A 17,368-nucleotide genomic window follows, 5' to 3' on the forward strand; every position below is an offset into this window, starting at 1 on the left:
GCGCAGCCTCCGCCTCAGCACCGCCTCGGGTCCGTGGCGCGAGTTGGAGCACGCGCGATGGCTGCGTCCAGCCTCTGGGAACGCAGCCAACGAGATCGTCGCTGAACTACTCGATGTCACACTGCTCAGCCAAGCCTCAGCCTGCCCCGACCGACGGCGTGCCGCGGACTGGGCGCTGCGCGTCGGCTCCTCTTCTGCAGCAGGGGCAGCCGAGCCGTTGCCCCGACTGGCGGGCGTGTACCTCGCGGCGCACACCGACCCGGAATCCCGCGCCGGCCTCGGTGACCTCGACCAGATGGCGCGCGCCTGCGGTGCGCCAGCAGTCGAACTGCTCAGCACGCTAGACCAGTTGGTGACAACAGGGTTGCTGGGGTCGTGGCAGGCCTGCCCGGACTCGGGAGACCTGCAGTGGATCCTCGCCGGCGGTACTGGAGTCGGTGTTGGCGATTGGGAGGCGGGGAGCGGCCCGAGGGGACCCGCGCGGGGCGGTCGGTGGGGCTGAACGTGCCACGACCGCTGTGACAGGCCAGGCTTCGTGAAGTGCGGCTGTCTCGCGTCTCCGTCAACGCCGCGCCGCAGGAGGCCGGTCCGGATCTGTGACCGTCCCAATGGAGGTCTGCTTGCCTGCCACGGATCAGTCGGAGACGGGCCGCAAGGGGCTGGAGCCCGGTCTTCCGGGCGCTCCCAGTGAGCCGTTTGTGCTTCTTTCACGCCCCGCGTGCGCTCCAACTCCCCCTGCCTGAGAGTGCCTTGAGCTTCGTACGTTGGCCTGTTCGCCTCACGCGGGGCGGCTCCGGCCCGAGGCGGGCCGGGTTCGGCAGCCGGTTCGAAAGGGGTGAGACGTGGATGCCATAGTGCGGCAGGCCCGTCGGGAGAAAGTGGCCGCTGAAGCACAGCAGTGGGCCGATGCTTTGGTCGACTTCGGCCCCTACAACACGTTGTTGCACTTCAAGGACACCCAAACTGCGTCGCTGGATGTGACCGACGCGAACCCGCAGGCCCTGACCTCGCTCCTGGCCGGACGCAAGACCCGCCTAGCGGGCCTCTTTCCCGGCGCCGCCGACCATGGTCCTGCCTGCACCCGGGCACGGAGCCTGCGCCGCAGGATGGTGGAGCTGGATGAGGAGCAGGGCATCGAGGCCGGGCGCTTGGCTCTTGGTCTGTTGCGCGTCGACCCGCCGCCCACGCGCGGCAATACGCCTGTGCCGGCATTGCGCGCCCCGCTGCTGCTGCAGCCTCTGGTCATCCAGCCGCGCACCGCGTCCGAGAACGACTTCGTCCTGGAGACGGCCGGCGAGGCGGAGATCAATCCGGTGCTGCTGTACGCGCTCAGCCGCCAGTACGGCATGGACGGCGACACGGAAGCTCTCGCCGACAAGGTGTCCACCGCACTGGAGGAATGTGCGGACCCGGCCGACCGCATCCCCCTCGCCTACGAGATCCTTGAGGCCGTTCTCGTCCGCAGCAACCTGACGGCCGAACTGGAAGAACGCATCGTGGCGGGCGTCTTCAGCTTCGACCGGCTGCCCATGGTCCAGGACCTGCGTGGTGCCACCGACCTGCTGGCCGACCACCCGGTCATCGCCGCCCTGGCCGGCGACCGGGATGCAAACCGTGCCCTGGCCGAGGACACCGGCACCCGCGCTCCAGCCGGCGCCGACGACATCCCGCCCCGCTCGGAGTACCTCGTTCTCGACGCGGATGCCTCCCAGCAAAAAGCCATCAGCGCCGCGCTGGCCGGCTCCCACCTGGTGATCGAAGGACCGCCGGGCACGGGCAAGAGCCAGACCATCGCCAACCTGATCGCCACCTTCTCGGCCCAGGGCAAACGCGTCCTGTTCGTCGCCGAGAAACGCGCCGCGATCGAAGCCGTCACCGACAGCCTCGCCACCGTGGACCTGGACCGCCTGGTCTTCGACCTCCACGGCAACAAACTCAGCCGCCGCCAGATCGCCCAGCAACTCCACGACGCCCTGGAGCGCGCCGGTCAGCAGGCTCCGCCCCGCCCGGCCGACCTGCACACCGGCCTGGCCCACTACCGCGAGGAAACCCTCCGGCACATACAGGAGTTCCACCAGCCGCTTACTCCCTGGCAGGTGAGCCCGCACCAGGCGATCACCCACCTGATGGGCTGCCCGCCCGCCCACCACACCCGCCTGCGTCTGCGCGGCTCCGCACTGCGCCACCTCCACGGCGAGCACCATCGCCAGATAGAGCAGGACCTGCGGACTTTTGTCGCCAAGAAAGGACTGACCATCCGCCGCGGCGAATCCCCCTGGTCCCACACCCAGGCCCGCACCGAGGACGAACTGCGCGCCGTGGTGGCCGGCCTCGACCAGCTCACCGGCACAGCACTGAGCGACACCCGCCACACCCTTGCCCACCTGGTGGACACCGCAGGCCTGCGCCCGGCCGACGACCTCCAGGGATGGCAGGCCCTGCTCACCCTGCTGCAGGACGTCACCGCGACACTGGCCCGCTTCGAAGCAGCCGTCTTCGCCCCCGGCCTGGACGAGCTCATCGCCGCCACCGCGAGCCGCGCCTGGCGCAAGGAGCACGACCGGAACATCAGCTGGTGGAACCGCCGGAAACTGATCAAAAAGGCGCGTGGCCTGACCAAGGACGGTCTGCGCGAACGCCCCGCGCTGCACGCCGCCCTCCTCCAGGCGGCCGACCAGCACACCCGCTGGCAGGCGCTGTCCGTGAGCGGCAATGCGACCCCCTGGACCGTCCCCGGACTCACCCGCGCCCTGACCGCGTTCACGGATCTGCAGAGCCGTCTGGCCGCGATAGCCCTGTGCGTGCGCTGGGACGGCTGGCAGACCGCTCCCGTCGACGATGTAGACAAAACCATTCAGCGCCTCGACGGCGACCGCGACACTCTGCTGCGCATGCCCGAACTCAACCAGCTCACCGACCGTCTCGAAGCGGCCGGGCTTGGCGGTCTCCTCGACGAGCTGGCACACACGGACGCCGACCCCGACACGGCGGTGGCCATCTTCGACTACCTGTGGTGGTCGTCGGTGCTGGAGGAGGCGCGCATGCGCTCCGCCTACCTGCGCTCCTTCACCCGCCTCGAACACGACCACGTCGTCGAGCAGTTCCGCCTCAACGACCTCATCCACCGTGACAGCAACCCCGCCCGTGTCCGCTACGAGGTCGCCGTCCGGCTCCGCAAGGTCCGTGACGCCCAGCCCGACCAGAACACCCTGGTGCGCACCCAGGCCCGCCGCAAGTCCCGGCACCTGCCGTTGCGCAGGCTCGTCGAGAAGGCCCCTGACGTGCTGCTGGCTGCCAAGCCGTGCTGGGCCATGTCACCCCTCGTCGTGAGCCGTGTCCTGCCGGCCACCCGCCTGTTCGACGTCGTCATCTTCGATGAAGCCAGCCAGGTCCTGCCGCACGACGCGATGACCTCCATCATGCGCGCACGGCAGGTCATCGTCGCTGGAGACCCCCACCAACTCCCGCCCACCACCTTCTTCCAGCGCGTCCTCAGCGGCACACAAGAGGACACCGACGACGACCTCGACGACGCTGCGCCCCCGGCCGCCTACGAGTCACTGCTGGATCTGCTCTCCAGCCGCCTGCCCCACGTCCACACCCTGAAATGGCACTACCGCAGCCGCGACGAACGCCTGATCGCCTTCTCCAACCACACCATCTACGACGACCGGCTCGTCACCTTCCCCGGCACCACCCTCACCAGCCCCATCCGTCTGGAGGCCGTCGACGGCCACGCCCAGCCCGGCCAGAGCGGCTCCGTGCCCGAGGAAGTCGAACGCGTCGTCGAACTCGCCCTCGACCACGCCACCCACACCCCCCATCTCAGCCTCGGCGTCATCACCATGGGCCAACGCCACGCCGACCGCATCACCCTCGCGCTGCGCCACGCCCTCCAAGACCACCCCGAACTCCAGGAATTCTTCAGCCCCGACGCCGGAGCCCGGCGCCGCTTCTTCACCAAGAACCTCGAACAGGTCCAGGGCGACGAACGCGACGCCATCATCCTCAGCATCGGCTACGGCAAGGCCGCCAACGGCCGGCTCTCCATGTCCTTCGGCCCGCTCAACAACGACGGCGGAGAACGCCGCCTGAACGTCGCCATCACCCGCGCCCGCCACACGATGACCGTCGTCAGCTCCTTCACCCACCACGACTTCGACCCCGGCAAACTCAAAAACACCCGCAACCGCGGTCCCGAACTGCTGCGCGCCTTCCTCGAGTACTGCTCCCACGGAGGAGACCTCCAGCGCACCGGAACCGCACGCACCGACTGGAACCTCAACGGCTTCGAACAGCAGGTCCTCGCCACCCTCGAAGCCTCCAACGTCCCCGTCACACCGCAGTGGGGCGTGTCCGGCTACCGCATCGACTTCGCCCTCGGTCACCCCGAACGCCCCGGCCAGATGATCCTCGCCGTCGAAACCGACGGCGAGCGCTACCACAGCGCTCCCAGCGCCCGAGACCGCGACCGCCTGCGCCAGGCACACCTGGAACGACTCGGCTGGCGCTTCCACCGCATCTGGGCCGCCGACTGGTTCACCAACCCGAACACCGAAATCGACCGCCTCCTCGCTGTCTGGCGTGATGCCGTACGGCAGGCCGACGAAACGCCCGCCGATCCCGCCCCCACGCCCGCCCCGGCAGCACCCCCGCCTCCAGCGGCGGCCACACGCCGCCCCCGCCCCGCGCTACCTGCGGCGGACCGCATCGGCGACTACTCCGACGCCGACCTGCTGGCCCTGGCGTCCTGGCTGCTGAGCGACGGATTCCAGCTCGACCGCGACACCCGCATCGACCAGGCCATCATCGAACTGGGCTTCAAAAAACGCGGCCACGTCATCGTCGAACGCCTCACCCACGCCTTCGAACAGGCCCAGCACACGGCAGACAGGGAGACCCAGCAATGAAACCTTTCGACCCCCTCACCCTCGAGCGCGTCGCCCGCCTCATCGTCGACATCGACGGCCCCTTCGAACGTCGCGGCTACCAACTCACCCAGCTCCTCCAACACGCCGGGTGGCCCCAGCCCGCCGAGTACGACGGCTCACCCCGCATCCCCTGGCTCACCGACATCCTCACCAGCACCGACGATGTGGCCGCCGTCAGCCGGCTGCTGTGCCGCATCTGCGACCCGCTCGAATACGACGACGGCCTCGCCTCGGCCGACCTCGTCCGCCAGACACTCAACACTCACCTCGCCGCCGAACAGCTCACCGTCACCTACGTCTCCGGACGCCCAGTCCTGGGCCAGCCCGGCACCGACGGCCACACCACCGTCTTCACCGTCCCCGACGACCTCGAAGCCCGCATACGCCCCCTCATCAGCAGCGAAGCCTTCCTCCAGCAGCTCATGGAACGCGTCACCGAAACCCAGATCTGCGAACAGCACGGCGCCTACGGCCTCACCCTCATCGGCATCGGCAGCTTCGCCGAAGCGCTGCTCCTGGACGTCCTCACCCACCGCGACCCCACCCTGCTGCAAGGCTTCCCCATGCCGAACGGCAAGCGCGTGCCTCCCGAACGAACCAGCTTCTCCCTGCTGCTCGACACCGCTCGCTCCCGCGGCTGGATCCAGATGGACGCCCACGACTTCATGAAGATCGTCCGTGACTACCGAAACTTCGTCCACCTGCGCCAACAACAAGAACGAGGCGTCACACCCGACCGCGACACCGTCGGCATGTGCTGGGGCCCGGTCCTCGCCGTCCTCAACGACCTCGAGACCAGTCGCTAGCGCTTGGGCTGCGTCGTGTGCACCGCTATGCGTCGAGCGGCCAGGGCAATGCGGCGGCCTGGCGAGCCCACTCAGGGAGTGCTGGCCTCGTGCTTGCGGCGCCGGCGCAGTTCGCGTTGGGCCTGGGCGCGGGCGCATTCGCGGGAGCAGTACTTCACTCCGGTGGTGCGGTGCTGCCGGTATGCGGCGCGGCCGCGTTGGCGGACGAAGGCGCGGCCGCATCTTTCGTTGGCGCAGTGGTGGACGGTGGCGCCTTCGACGAGGTGGTTGTACAGCTGCAGGAACGCCACGGAGTAGACGGTGGGGTAGCGGTCGGAGAGATCACCGATGCCGATGCTGAAACGCCCCAGAGCCCGGTTCAACACCTCCTCCAGCGAGGTGAGTCTGGCGTCGATGAGGATGTCCTGCAGCTCCTCGAGCGACTGTGGCCAGGGCTGTTCGCGGTGCTGGGTCTGTGATCGCAGGTCGGTGAGCGTCTCCTCGGTGACGTGCGGTCGGACGAGTTCTTCGAGCCCGCCCTCGCGCTGGCAGGCCAGCCATGTCGTGATCGCGTCCTGCGCGGTCCGCACGTAGATGGCCACCAGGTCGCGGTGCACACCGAATGGGTAGGGCTGCTGCTCGCTGTCGGCTTCGGGGATGTCCTGCACCTCGAAGTACACCTCCTCGTTGTCGAAGGACAGATCGTCCCGGTCGGCGCCGAAGAGGGGTCCGTAGGCCGCCATCATCCGGGCTGCCCCCTCGAGGTCGTCGTCCCGCAGCTCCATCAGCTCGCGCAGGTAGAAGTCCTCGGGCAGCTCCACGGCCGGGCGGTCGTCGAAGGGGGCCGGGGTCCACAGGATCCAGTCGCCCTTGACGCGCACGTTCTTGATGCGCCGCGTCAGGGGCGGGGCCGGAATGGCGGATCCGGGCCACAGCGTGGGACGAAAACGTGGGTCAACGTACTCCGTCATGGCGGCATCATAGCCGCTACGGTGGTAATACAAAACAGTGGCACTTCGTACTACGCGAAGAGGCCGCGGACGAGGAGGCACAGCAGTGACCGACTGGCTGGCACGAAAGACCATCGGAGACCAGCACGAACACACCGTCAAAAACGCACTCGAAGCACGCGGCTGGATTGTCCACCCCTGCGGACAGGGCACCTACCCGGCACCCATCCAGCAAGCCCTGCGCCACACACCTTCGGCACTGCGCTACTTCCCCGACCTCATCGCAGCCCGCGGCAGCGAACTCGTCACCATAGACGCCAAATCGCGCATGCCCAGCACCATCTCCCGCAACTACGCCATCTCCCACAAGTGCGCCCTGGCAGGCCTGCAATTCATGGGCGTCCACGCGCCCGTGCCGCTGTACTACGTCCTGGGCGACCTCCGTGTCCTGACACCCGCGGAGGTCCTCTACAACAGCTTCCACACCCTCCACCCCACCAACGGCGCCTACCACCTGGTCAGTAGCCAGCGGGCCTTACCCTTCGACGACGTCTTCGGGACCGGCACCACCTACGAGCGCGCTGCCTGAGCCCGACAGGCCCCACAGAGCGCTCTTCCTGGAATCGAGCATCCGGGCCCGAAGTCCGCGCCGGCACCACACACCCTTGGCCAACGGGCGACAACACCGTTCGACTTGGCTATTCCTCCACGGCTGCGGGGGGCAGGTCTGATGGAGCTCACCTTCATGCCGTGTGATCAGGAGCAGGATAGTGGCAAGGCGTTGGCCAGGAGAGGAGGGCCTGTGGATGTGGGGGAGCGGTGGGCGTACCGGGTGGCGCCACACCACGGACCCGTCGCAGAGGTCGAGGTCCTGAAGATGGGCACGCAACGCCCGGTGCGGGTCAAAGTACGCTTCGTCGCGGAGGAAGCGGAAGGCCGGCAGGAGTGGGTGCCGCCGGCCCGACTCCGCGTGGCCTGGCAGGACAAGGACGCCTGGCTGGCCCGCGAGGAGCGATGGAGCGAGCTGACGCGGGACAGTCCGGACGACGATGACACCGCATTTCGGGCGGTCGTCATCCTGTTCGACGAGCATCTGTGGGAGGGGGTGGTGTCCTTCGGCGTCAACTACCGTGACCGGGGCCTGCTGTACGTCGACGATGTCCCCGCGCTGACCGCGCTCCTCGACGTGCCCGAAAGCTTCTTCTGCAGCGATCCACGGGCCTTCACCGACACCGACGGCGCGCTGACCGCGCCCTGGCCCACCACCGTAGAAGTTGCACGACTCCTGGCCCGCACCCGGGCCGACCACCTGATGGCCGTCGTGCACCAGCACGAACGCCAGGCACGCCAAGACGCGATCTACGGCCGCTACTACCCCGGCCGCGGCAAGAATCCCGGCACCCACATCAGCCCCGAGATCTGCGCAGAGGTCGACCGCAGCAACCAACCCGCCTACAACCTGCTGCGCCAGTGGTGCGGCGCCGACGTGGTCGAGAACTTCGAAGAACTCAAGGCCCTGCGCGACGAAGTCCTCCGCATCGGCCAGCTCATGGAGCAGGCCATCGGCAGCCTCCGGCAGGCCGGACAGACCCGGGCAGCCGACCGCTTCGAGCGGGAACTCGGCATCCCCCTTGAGACACTGCGCCAGGCCGAGCGCGACGACTGACACTCCCGACCGACCGGGCACCGACGACAGGAAGATCCGTGGCCCGCACCAAACTCAACGAGCGCCAACTCGACGTCCTGCGCCGCATCTGCCATGGCCAGACGCCCATCACCTCCGACGACTCCGGCCTCGCCACGACCGTCTATGCCCTGCGCAATCGTGGCCTGGTCACCACGACCCGGACCGACGGCCGCTGGAGCGCAGCCCCCACCGAGGCCGGCCGGCAGCACCTTGCCCACACCGACGCCACGCTCGCCCCACGCCCGAGCGCCCCGTCGACGGCACCCGAGGCGGCCGATCTGATCACTAGACTCCAGCAAGCTGGCGGCACCCTGCACATCACCAACCCCACCCCGGACGAGCGGGCCCACTGGCGCCGCGTCCTGCATGCCACACGCGCAGACCGTCTGGTCCCCGACGGCCACCATCTCCAGCACACCGGACGCGACAAAGGCGACCTGACCATCACCCTGCGCCCCGGGCCACCACCGCGACGCTCCGCGTCCCCAAGCGAGACCGTCCCCGTCCCCGACGACCTGCCCCCAGAACGCCTGCACCCCGCAGCCGCCACAGCACACATCCCGGCCTGCCCCGACTGCCAGCCCCGCGCCCGCCGCATCCTCCACGCCCTCTGCCACGCAGCTGAAGCCAAGAACTACACGGTCAGCACCCCCGAGACCGGCTCAGCAGCCAGCCTGGTGATCACCATCGGCGACTGTTCCTTCCCGCTCTCCTTCCACGAAGGCGCCCACGAGGTCCCCGATCCCAGCGGTGCGAAGTACGCCTGGCAACGCGTGACCGCGCACACCACACGCCCATCCCACCAGCTCGACCTCAGCCTTGAGCACACCTACGCGCATCGAGGCCGACGTTCTCTCTGGGGAGACCGGCAACGCTGGCGCCTGGAAGACAAACTCCCCGTCCTCCTGGGAGAAATCGCCCACCGCGCACAGATCGAGTACGAACGACGGCAGGCCCAGCAGCGCAGAGAGGAAGAGACACGCCAATGCTGGCTGACCGCGATGCAGCAGGCTCGCACTGCCTTGGTGGAAGATCACCGGGTGAAGACCCTGCGCACGCAGGTGCAGGCTTGGCAGGAAGCCGCTGCCGTACGCGCTTACTGCGACGTACTGGAAGGCCGCCAGGACACCGGCCCCGCAGCGGCCGAAGGAGTCACGGCGTGGACTGCTTGGGCCCGGGCCTATGCCGACCGCATCGACCCCGTACTCCAGAACCCTCGACTACCGGACCCTCCGACGATCACACCAGAGGACCTGCGCCCCTACCTGCGTGGCTGGAGCCCATACGAGCCCAAGCGCAAATGAGCCGACGCCGTACGCAGACGGCGTTCACCTGCTGAGCAAGACCTTCGCCACGCGATATCTCCGCCATCTGCCGAGCGGGCCGTCTTTTGCAGCCCCTTGGCGGCTCAGCTTCGGGGTCACACAGGACGGCCGGTGGGCGCAGACAAACCGAACCGTCGGCAGTTGAGGCTGCATGTGGGATGCTCTCTTCACACGTGTCCGACCGGAGCGCGATCATTGGCTCATGCCCTCTCGGAGCCCCGCGCAGCTTCTCGCGGCCCATGTTCAATCTGTCCTGGGTGACGGTCCGTTTCACCCGCCCCGCGGCTGGACGCACATGGGCGCCGTCATCTGCGACGCCAGCTTCCATGCCCGGCGCCGCTACCGATCGACCATCCGGCCGCGGCTTCTCCGGCTTCAGTCGGCGTGGCCTGACGCTGCCACGGCCCGCGGCTTCAAGGCACGGATCATCACAGAAGACCTGGCCGTCGCCATGGACTTCAACGCTCCGGGCAGGGTTGCGACGGCTCACGCGATTACCGCGTTGCTGGTGGCCCGGGGTGTCGATACCCGGGACGATCTCCATGAGTGGCTCGGTCTCCCGGGCAGTCGTGCCGCCCTGCGCACCGTGAAGGGGGTGGGGCCGAAGAGCGTCGACTACATCGGTAATCTCGTCGGCCGGTCGCAGGTAGCAGTGGATGTCCACTTGCGTGCCTTCGCTGTGGATGCCGGTGTCACGAGCCTTGGGTACGAAGAACTGCAAGCCGCGTACGAAGAGACCGCCGCTGTTCTCGGGCACAAACCTGGCGGCCTGGAGCACGCCGTATGGCGGTTCAAGTCGCAGCCTGGCACGTAGATTTTGGGGAACTTCAGCAACCACGGTCCCCCAACTCCTGGACGAACTCGTCTCCTGAAATGCCAGGCGACTTCGCGCCGGCACGGCGGAGCGCGGGAAACCTGTCTTGTTGCGGGTGATGGTGGAGCGACACTGTGCGGGTGAAGCTGTTGGATCTGGGCGTTGAGCCCGAAGAGGTGATCGCGCATCCTCGGCACCAGGCCGCACAGGTGGACCTGGTGCCGTTGATTGAGCGTGTACGGGCCTGCTGTAGCCCCAAGGACGGCTACGAACTGCAACAGGACCTGCTCCGACAGATCCTCGAGGTGGAGGAACACCGCAACGCCTTCAGCAAAGCGGTCAAGCGCATGCGCGACGGCAAGCCTCCGCAAGCCGGTGCGCCCGAACCGCAGTCAGGGTTGTCTCCGGCCGACATCGAGACGTGGGTTCTCGAGCGCGAGTTGTGCGAGCGGGTGGCGCGACAGTTCCGCTCGGTCGGCGACGCGTTGGCCTGGCGGGCCTTCAATCACGACCGTCGCTACATCCTCGCCCTGTGCCGGAACCCGCCGTCCGGAATCATGGCAGGCAAGGCCGGTCTGAAGGCGGAGCTGGAGACTGTAGAGACCCACTGGCGTGACGACGGCCAGTTCGCGCTCATGCGCGATCTGACCAGCTGCCTGCGGATCGGCGACATCACCGCCTGGCAGGACGACGGGCCGCACACGTACGAGATCAAGACCAACGCCAGGTACCGCAGTACCGTCCAGGAGCGCCGGATCGCGACCGCCTACGACGCCATCCGCACCGGATCCGCACTGCCCGGCGACAATGCCGGCGAACGGCTCCATGATGTCGACACCCCGCTACGGACACACTTGGAGCTGCTGCAGACGGCAACTGAACGCGCAGCCAAGGACGGGATCTTCGCTGCCAAGGTACCCGGCAGCCGCGCCCTGCTCGCCGTCGACCTGTACGGCGTGATCGGTCAGGGCTGGACACGGCAGGAGTTCCAACAACGGGTAGCTCGCCAATGGGATGCCGCACGCCGCCGTGCATGCATCGGAAGCCAACTCGACTTCAATGTGCACGCCACGAGTCTGGACAGCGTCTCGCGCGACCCGCTACGCGTCCCGTGGGGCGTCTACCCCATGCACCCAGTGGCCGCAGCACGTCTGATCGGCGATGTCATGACCGTCGTGGTGGAGACGTCCGGCCCGTCCCTGGCCGAAGACCTGACCGCCCGTGGCATCCCCGCACAGTGGGTACGTCCACCGGGCACCCAGAACCTGATGGCTGGTGAGGTCGTCATGGAGATGCACAACGAGACCGAATGGCGTACGGCAAACGGACTCACCGCCACGCTCTCCCGGACTCTGCAGCTGAAACCCTCGGAGATGGACCACTACCTGATCGAACTGCTCGACCAAGACTGTTGGGCAGCAGGGATCCAGCACCTGTTGTTGTCCTCAGGCGCCTCTGACCGGCCGTGGCCTGTCTTCCGCGACGAGGGTGACACCTGGCTATGACGCCTTACTGGTGGGGTGGCACCGGTGAGGGATCGCCTGCCAGTTTCAAGATCAAAATATCGTGCACGCGCCACCCTTGTTCGCCACGTATCACTCCTGCTCGCCAGGGTGTCGGGATGGCCGATCAGGGGGCAATACTGGATCGTGTCCACATAGACCTCCTGTTGATACAGGAGCCGCATAGTCCGCGGTGCCCGGGCTCTGGTGGCCTCCAGAACCCGGGCCGGATGTGCGGAGCGTCGAGGCGGGTCCGGCCGATCATCTGCCGGTCGGGCCCGCCTACGCGATCCCCACCGTGGCCGTCCGGCTGTGTCTTCGCCTCAACGCCTCAGCGTGCGAACTGAGCCGCACATCCTGCGATCGCGGTGACCGCCGTGAGCGCAGCGACAACCACCTGCGCCCGGCTGGTCGGGTCCCACCGCTGCATGCGGCGGTCACCCTTCTTCCGCTTTCGCATGCCCACCTCCTTACCGAAGAGCCCAGATCCTGGGCATGCCCAGCCCGGTTGCTGGGACAGGCAGGTCCGGTACAAAGGTGAGCAGTCTCAGAGTGGCTTCATCACCCAGTGGCACACCATCAGGCGCACCCTGGCGAACCCTGGCGATTAGTCGCCCGGCAACGACCCCAACAGCCGTGCATGCACAGCGAGTCGGCCGCACGGGCAGGCGACCGACGCACGCCTCAACGGCCCCTACCCGCACCTACCATCGCATGCCCAACTCATCCAGGGAGTCCAGTCGGGATGTGCGTGACGTGCGGCGGGGGTTGTACCAATGCGCTGGAATGGTCATTTAGGGTAGTTCTTGGCCCAGGTCAGGGCGTCGGGGCATCCTGCTTTTGCAGCGCCCTCGCAGGCTTTGCGGAGGTCGGGAGTGAGTTCCGGGTCGCGGGTGGCGGTGAGGGCGTGCAGGACCGAGCCGATCTCCTCGCACACCGCGACCGGGCCGTTGAGGCGCGTCAGGACGTGGGCGGCGAGCCGGGCGGTTTCGGCTGGGTGTTCGGCCAGGACTGGCGAGTCTTTGAGGTTGCGGAAGAAGAGGAAAGCTCCGGGGAAGCGTGAGGGCGATTTGACGAGAAGGCCGACTGCTTCGGGAAAGAGGTCCCCGGCTGGGAGAACCCAGTCGAGCATCTGCCCGCCCTCTTCGGCGGTGAGTCGGACGGGGCGGTTGTCCAGACGCCGGGCCCAGTAGTCCCTGATCCAGCGTTCCCAGTTGCCCTGGGCCTCTGCGGGTTGCAGCTTATTGAGTCGCCAGCCGAGGTGCTGCGCCCACAATTTGCGGTCGGTGACGTTCGAGGAGCTGAGGAAGGGGGTGAGGATCCCGTGCTCCGGCTGGGCGGCGCTGGCACTGTACAGGCACAGGTCGGCGACGTGGGTGACCAGTGTGGGCCGCAGCTGCTCGTCCTGGATGTGGGTGAAGCACTGCAGGAGCGAGGGACGCAGCAGTTCCAGGATGCGCTCGTTCCAGTACGGGGCGGCCAGGTAACCGGTCCACGCGGCCCGTGCCGTGACGGTGTCGGCGGCCCAGTCAAAGGCGGGGAGCAGGTGCGTGGTCGTCCAGTTCTCGTCGATTGCGACCAGAGCCGGAAGGTTCTGGGCGAGGGTGGCGACGGCAGTGAGTGTGCGTGGATGCCGCCCGTCGACCAGCGCGGTCAGCGCAGCCCGGCTTGCTTCGGGCAGGCCGGTCCGGCGGTCCTTGGCCGTGGCGTTCCAGCGTCGGACTGCCTCCTGCACCCAGAATGCGGTCAGGCCGTAGGACCAGTCGTTGAACAGATCCGTGGCCGCCGGGGCCAGTCCTTCCTGCTCGGCTTGTTCGACCAGGGCGCCGCCGAGTGCCTCGCAGGCGGCCAGCACCCGCTCGCTCGGGGCATGGTCGGCTGCCAGAGCCCGCAGGAGCCGCACTGTCGCCGCATGCACCTCCCCAGTGACCGCCTCCTGGTTGAGGCGGCCGAGGATTCCGAGTACGTCGAGGGCCGACTCCTCGTCCAGCCGGGGGGCGGTCTGCGTCCACGCTTCGAGCAAGCAGGGCCACAGATCGGTCTGCCATTCGCTTCTGGCCACCAGTGCGGTGGCGATCCTAATGCCCCACGCGGGGGTGGCGGCCGCGGCTTCGGTCACCTTGGGCAGCATCGCCTGGCGGTCGGCGAAGACGTCGGGGCGCGGCTCGCCTTGATAGGTGAGCAGCCGGTCGATGTCCTCGTCGGAGACCATCGACGACAATTCCTCTGTGGTGACTGGGCTTCGCGTCACGATTGCCTGGAAGGTGATGTTGAGATCCGGGCACTTCCTGGCGGTGAAGTTCGGGTGGGCCTGCTGGAGTTCATTCAGCGCCTGCTGGGCTTGGGTGAACGAGGGGTCGTGCTGGCAGGTCCAGGTGAGCAGGTTGTAGACCTCATAGGCGCGCAGCTCGGCACGGCGCGGTTCGCCATCGTCGGTGTCGGGGCCGGCCAGGATTCGGGTGAGCAGGTCGCTGCGGACGTCTTCGGCTCCGGGCAGCGCATTGGCGATGAGCCGGAACACCTCGTGCTTGGTCGCCGTTGCATACAACAAGTCGTGAGTCAGCAGCCAGCGCAGCTTGTCGTCCGCGCCGATGTCGGTGCGGGCGTTCCATCCGTGGACCGCCAGGCGCTGCAGGAGCACGACGTCGCTGCCGGCCCACGATTCGAAGAGCGAGACCACAAGCTCGGGTGTGACCTTGGCCAGGTGCTCTGAGCAGTCGCGTGCGATGTCGATGACCAGGTCGAACCCGGTCGGGGGAGTGTCCTGCGGATGCGGCTCGATCGCGGAGCGCTGAAAGCTGCGGAGGTCGAACCCGCTGGTGTCCCGGTTGGCTGAGCAGGCCGTCTGCGCGTTGCGCAAGTGCCGCTCCACGCCTGCCAGCATCCTGTGGGAGATCTCGTCCACGTGCGAGCCGCGCAGCCGTTCCCAGACCTCGCGCAGGCTGTATTCGTCGCCGGTGAGCGTGTCGACGTCGAACCGCACCGCGCCCGGTGCAGTGAATGAAGGCACCATCTGGGGTTGAGGCGCGATCAGGTGATCGAGCAGCAGCAGGATGGAGTCCCGGTGCTCGGGCCAGGTCAGGGAAGACAGAAGCCAGCTCAGGGCCAAGCCGGAGGCCTGGCTTCGGATCAGCACCGGCACCCATCCGCCGATGGCCTGGGCATCGGGCTGCGTGGTGCGCAAGGAGGCAGCGACATCCTGCGCCGTGGTCGGGTGCAGCACTCCGCGGCGCTGGTGGACGACCGCCATGGCGTCCGCGGGAAACCTGGCAGCGAAGCTGTGGGCGAACCACCAAGACAGGGCGCTGCCCACACGGTCGAGGGCAGGACCCCATTGGAACAGCGGCGTGAACGCGGGCTGGGCACTGGCCCAGTCAAGCCAGACCGGGTCCTGCGCGTGACGCGTGAACAGGGACACGGTCTCCTCTTGGGAGATGACCGACTCCAGATAGGAGAGCCGCGCCGGGTCCTGCGGCACCGACGCCCGGGCCGAGCCGTCCGGCTCCTGCGGGGGTGCCACCAAGTCCCTGATCTGCTGCTCCTGTTCGAGCAGCCCCCAGCCGGACAGTTCGGCCCACCGCTCAAGGCCCTCGGTGAGCGCGGCATGACGATCCGCGCTCGGGTACGTCACCGCGGTGATCCCCATGGCCAACCAGTCGCGGTTGGGCGGCGCCTCATCGCTGATCAGCCCGAAGCGCTCCGTTCCCGGCGGCAGGCCTCTGCCGAGGTATTGCATGATCAGGTCGTTGTGGCTGTAACCCACGAACAGCACACAGTACGTGCGGAACATGTCCTGCAGGAACCGCGCCGCCCACGCATCAGTCAGATAGGCCCGTCCGAAGTCTGCGAAGGTCGCTACCAGATTCTGCGGGCGCTGGTCCACGCAGCCGTGCAGGTGCACGATCCCGGTGAAATCCCGGCCCAACGGAAGTGCTGGGGCTCGGTACACCGCCGGCGGTACCCCGAAGAATGACGTAGCGGCGGTAGTGAGGTGCTGGTCGTAGTTGGTGGTAACGATCCGCAGATCACCTGCCGACGGGAACAGGCGTACAAGGGCGGAGTGCACCGCGTTGGGCTGCTTGGACGCCTCCACGAGCCGCTGGATTCGTTCGTGGACAGGCAAGTCCCGTTCCGCCAGACGGGTCAGGAACTGATCGGGGGCGCTCGTGGTCTCCAGTGTCACCTCGGCGCCGACCTCCCCGGCGACCTGGGCAGCAAGTTGCGCGAAGGTCGGCAGGGAAGAGGGAGGAGACATTGATGCTCCCGCCCCCACGAACAGCACCAGGCGCCCCCGGCGCTGCGCCTGCAACACCGGCTCAGGGATACTGAACTGCCCGGTCAACCACACGCCGCGACCTCCCGCGTCGACTCCAAGCCTGAAGCCTAGAGCGCTCCTGGGCAGAAGCCCCGCCCAACGGCGAGTGTGGACGATCACGGAATTCGGCTCTGTCGGAGATCTTGTGACGCTCCATGGCCTCCTCATGGAACAGGTTTTAGGGTCGCCACTCTGATCGGTAATCGGGGTGCTCGGCGTACGACTGAGCGAGCACGCGGAGGGCATGACGAAGGCCGGCCAAGCGGGTGTCGGAGGGGTCCATCACCTCGTACTCCCGAGCCAGTATGTCTACCAGGTCGAGCATCGGCAGGTGACTGTCCAGGAGTGCGTCACCCCCGAAGCGGTAGGCCACCTCGGCATAGGCATGGTTGTCCGCCTCGTAACGGGCGTGAAGAAACCTCAGGAGCTCGTCCACGAGAGGATTCTCGGCGATCTCCAGCGGCGTTGGCGGAGGTTCTGGCCAGCTCAAGCCCAGAGGAGGATGCGTAGGCGGAGGAGGTCGAGGTTGGCGCGGCCGAAGCCCATGCGCTTGAGGAGCTTGGCTCGTGTCACGTGGCCCTCGACCTGGCCTGAGCTCCATGGTGTGGACAGCTCGGCGGTGACGGCGTCCAGGTCCCGCTAAATCTCGATCTGCCGCTGCCGCGCGGCAGCGATCTTGGCGTCGATGCCGACCTCGGGGAACAACGGAACCGCCCACAATGCTCCATCAGCTGTTCGCCCACGCCTGGCCTCCGCCTGTCCTCAGCCAGGAACTGACCCTGAGCGACTGCTCCAGATCCTCTTCATGGAGCTCGGGTCGCACCTCGGTCAGCTGCCGCCTGATTTCCACGGCCTCGGAGAGCTCGGCCAGGGCTTCTGACCGTCGGCCCGAGTCACCCAGCCGTACAGCGAGGTTGTTCAGGCTGGAAGCGAGGTCGGGGCGGTAGACGTCAGGCTGCTGCCGAGCCAACTCCCGGTACAGGTCGACCGCCTCGGTGATCGCGGCCAGGGCGTCTTCCCTCCGGCCCGTCTCTCCCAGACGGTTGGACAGATTGTTCA

General features: G+C 67.6%; 12 protein-coding genes. 7 read left to right on the plus strand and 5 right to left on the minus strand.

Translation table 11 applies throughout. The annotated features are described in order from the left end of the window. The first annotated feature begins 842 nt into the window (after positions 1-842). Both ABT254_RS43220 and ABT254_RS43225 read left to right on the plus strand, forming a co-directional pair. Positions 843-4,910, plus strand: coding sequence for a PDDEXK-like endonuclease domain-containing protein (locus ABT254_RS43220; protein WP_351483191.1), 4,068 nt, complete (start codon positions 843-845; stop codon positions 4,908-4,910). Further along, positions 4,907-5,737 (plus strand): hypothetical protein, encoded by an 831-nt coding sequence (locus ABT254_RS43225; RefSeq protein WP_351483192.1) that lies wholly within the window; start codon positions 4,907-4,909, stop codon positions 5,735-5,737. Before ABT254_RS43220 ends, ABT254_RS43225 begins: the two co-directional genes overlap by 4 nt. Positions 5,738-5,808: 71 nt before the next feature. Here the strand turns inward: ABT254_RS43225 and ABT254_RS43230 are convergent, their stop codons facing one another. Then, positions 5,809-6,687, minus strand: coding sequence for a hypothetical protein (locus ABT254_RS43230; protein ID WP_351483193.1), 879 nt, complete (start codon positions 6,685-6,687; stop codon positions 5,809-5,811). Positions 6,688-6,772: 85 nt separating this feature from the next. Here ABT254_RS43230 and ABT254_RS43235 point away from each other — a divergent pair, with 85 nt between their 5' ends. The 5 genes from ABT254_RS43235 to ABT254_RS43255 all read left to right on the plus strand — a co-directional run bounded on the left by ABT254_RS43235 (position 6,773) and on the right by ABT254_RS43255 (position 11,997). Continuing rightward, positions 6,773-7,255 carry a hypothetical protein gene (locus ABT254_RS43235; RefSeq protein WP_351483194.1) on the plus strand — a complete coding sequence of 161 codons (483 nt, stop codon included), beginning with the start codon at positions 6,773-6,775 and terminating at the stop codon, positions 7,253-7,255. Between the two features lie 288 nt (positions 7,256-7,543). Then, positions 7,544-8,332, plus strand: a complete 789-nt coding sequence (locus ABT254_RS43240; RefSeq protein WP_351483195.1) for a hypothetical protein — start codon at positions 7,544-7,546, stop codon at positions 8,330-8,332. Positions 8,333-8,370: 38 nt separating this feature from the next. Continuing rightward, on the plus strand, positions 8,371-9,657 hold the full coding sequence (locus ABT254_RS43245) for a hypothetical protein (protein ID WP_351483196.1): 1,287 nt from the start codon (positions 8,371-8,373) through the stop codon (positions 9,655-9,657). 316 nt (positions 9,658-9,973) lie between these two features. Beyond that, positions 9,974-10,492 carry an HhH-GDP family DNA glycosylase gene (locus ABT254_RS43250; protein WP_351483197.1) on the plus strand — a complete coding sequence of 173 codons (519 nt, stop codon included), beginning with the start codon at positions 9,974-9,976 and terminating at the stop codon, positions 10,490-10,492. A gap of 140 nt (positions 10,493-10,632) precedes the next feature. Further along, the gene (locus ABT254_RS43255) at positions 10,633-11,997 is read left to right on the plus strand and encodes a zinc-binding metallopeptidase family protein (RefSeq protein ID WP_351483198.1); all 1,365 of its coding nucleotides are present in this window, start codon (positions 10,633-10,635) and stop codon (positions 11,995-11,997) included. A 328-nt stretch (positions 11,998-12,325) separates the two neighbouring features. Here ABT254_RS43255 and ABT254_RS43260 read toward each other — a convergent pair whose 3' ends face one another. The 4 genes from ABT254_RS43260 to ABT254_RS43275 form a co-directional block, all read right to left on the minus strand. Next, positions 12,326-12,454 (minus strand): hypothetical protein, encoded by a 129-nt coding sequence (locus ABT254_RS43260; protein ID WP_351483199.1) that lies wholly within the window; start codon positions 12,452-12,454, stop codon positions 12,326-12,328. A gap of 330 nt (positions 12,455-12,784) precedes the next feature. Continuing rightward, complete coding sequence (locus ABT254_RS43265; RefSeq protein WP_351483200.1) at positions 12,785-16,336, minus strand: SIR2 family protein; 3,552 nt, start codon at positions 16,334-16,336, stop codon at positions 12,785-12,787. Positions 16,337-16,487: 151 nt separating this feature from the next. Continuing rightward, positions 16,488-16,745, minus strand: a complete 258-nt coding sequence (locus ABT254_RS43270; protein WP_351483201.1) for a DUF6221 family protein — start codon at positions 16,743-16,745, stop codon at positions 16,488-16,490. 291 nt (positions 16,746-17,036) lie between these two features. Further along, a partial coding sequence (locus tag ABT254_RS43275; RefSeq protein WP_351483202.1) for a tetratricopeptide repeat protein occupies positions 17,037-17,368 on the minus strand: 332 nt, incomplete at its 5' end.

Source organism: Streptomyces sp. NPDC001137, assembly GCF_040298885.1.
Taxonomy (GTDB): Bacteria; Actinomycetota; Actinomycetes; order Streptomycetales; family Streptomycetaceae; genus Streptomyces.

What these genes read in the sequence shown, in the direction of transcription:
- ABT254_RS43225 (WP_351483192.1), top strand. Translation starts at nt 4,907, where the DNA reads ATGAAACCTTTCGACCCCCTCACCCTCGAGCGCGTCGCCCGCCTCATC.
- ABT254_RS43230 (WP_351483193.1), bottom strand. Translation starts at nt 6,687, where the DNA reads ATGACGGAGTACGTTGACCCACGTTTTCGTCCCACGCTGTGGCCCGGA.
- ABT254_RS43240 (WP_351483195.1), top strand. Translation starts at nt 7,544, where the DNA reads ATGGGCACGCAACGCCCGGTGCGGGTCAAAGTACGCTTCGTCGCGGAG.
- ABT254_RS43250 (WP_351483197.1), top strand. Translation starts at nt 9,974, where the DNA reads ATGGGCGCCGTCATCTGCGACGCCAGCTTCCATGCCCGGCGCCGCTAC.
- ABT254_RS43260 (WP_351483199.1), bottom strand. Translation starts at nt 12,454, where the DNA reads ATGCGAAAGCGGAAGAAGGGTGACCGCCGCATGCAGCGGTGGGACCCG.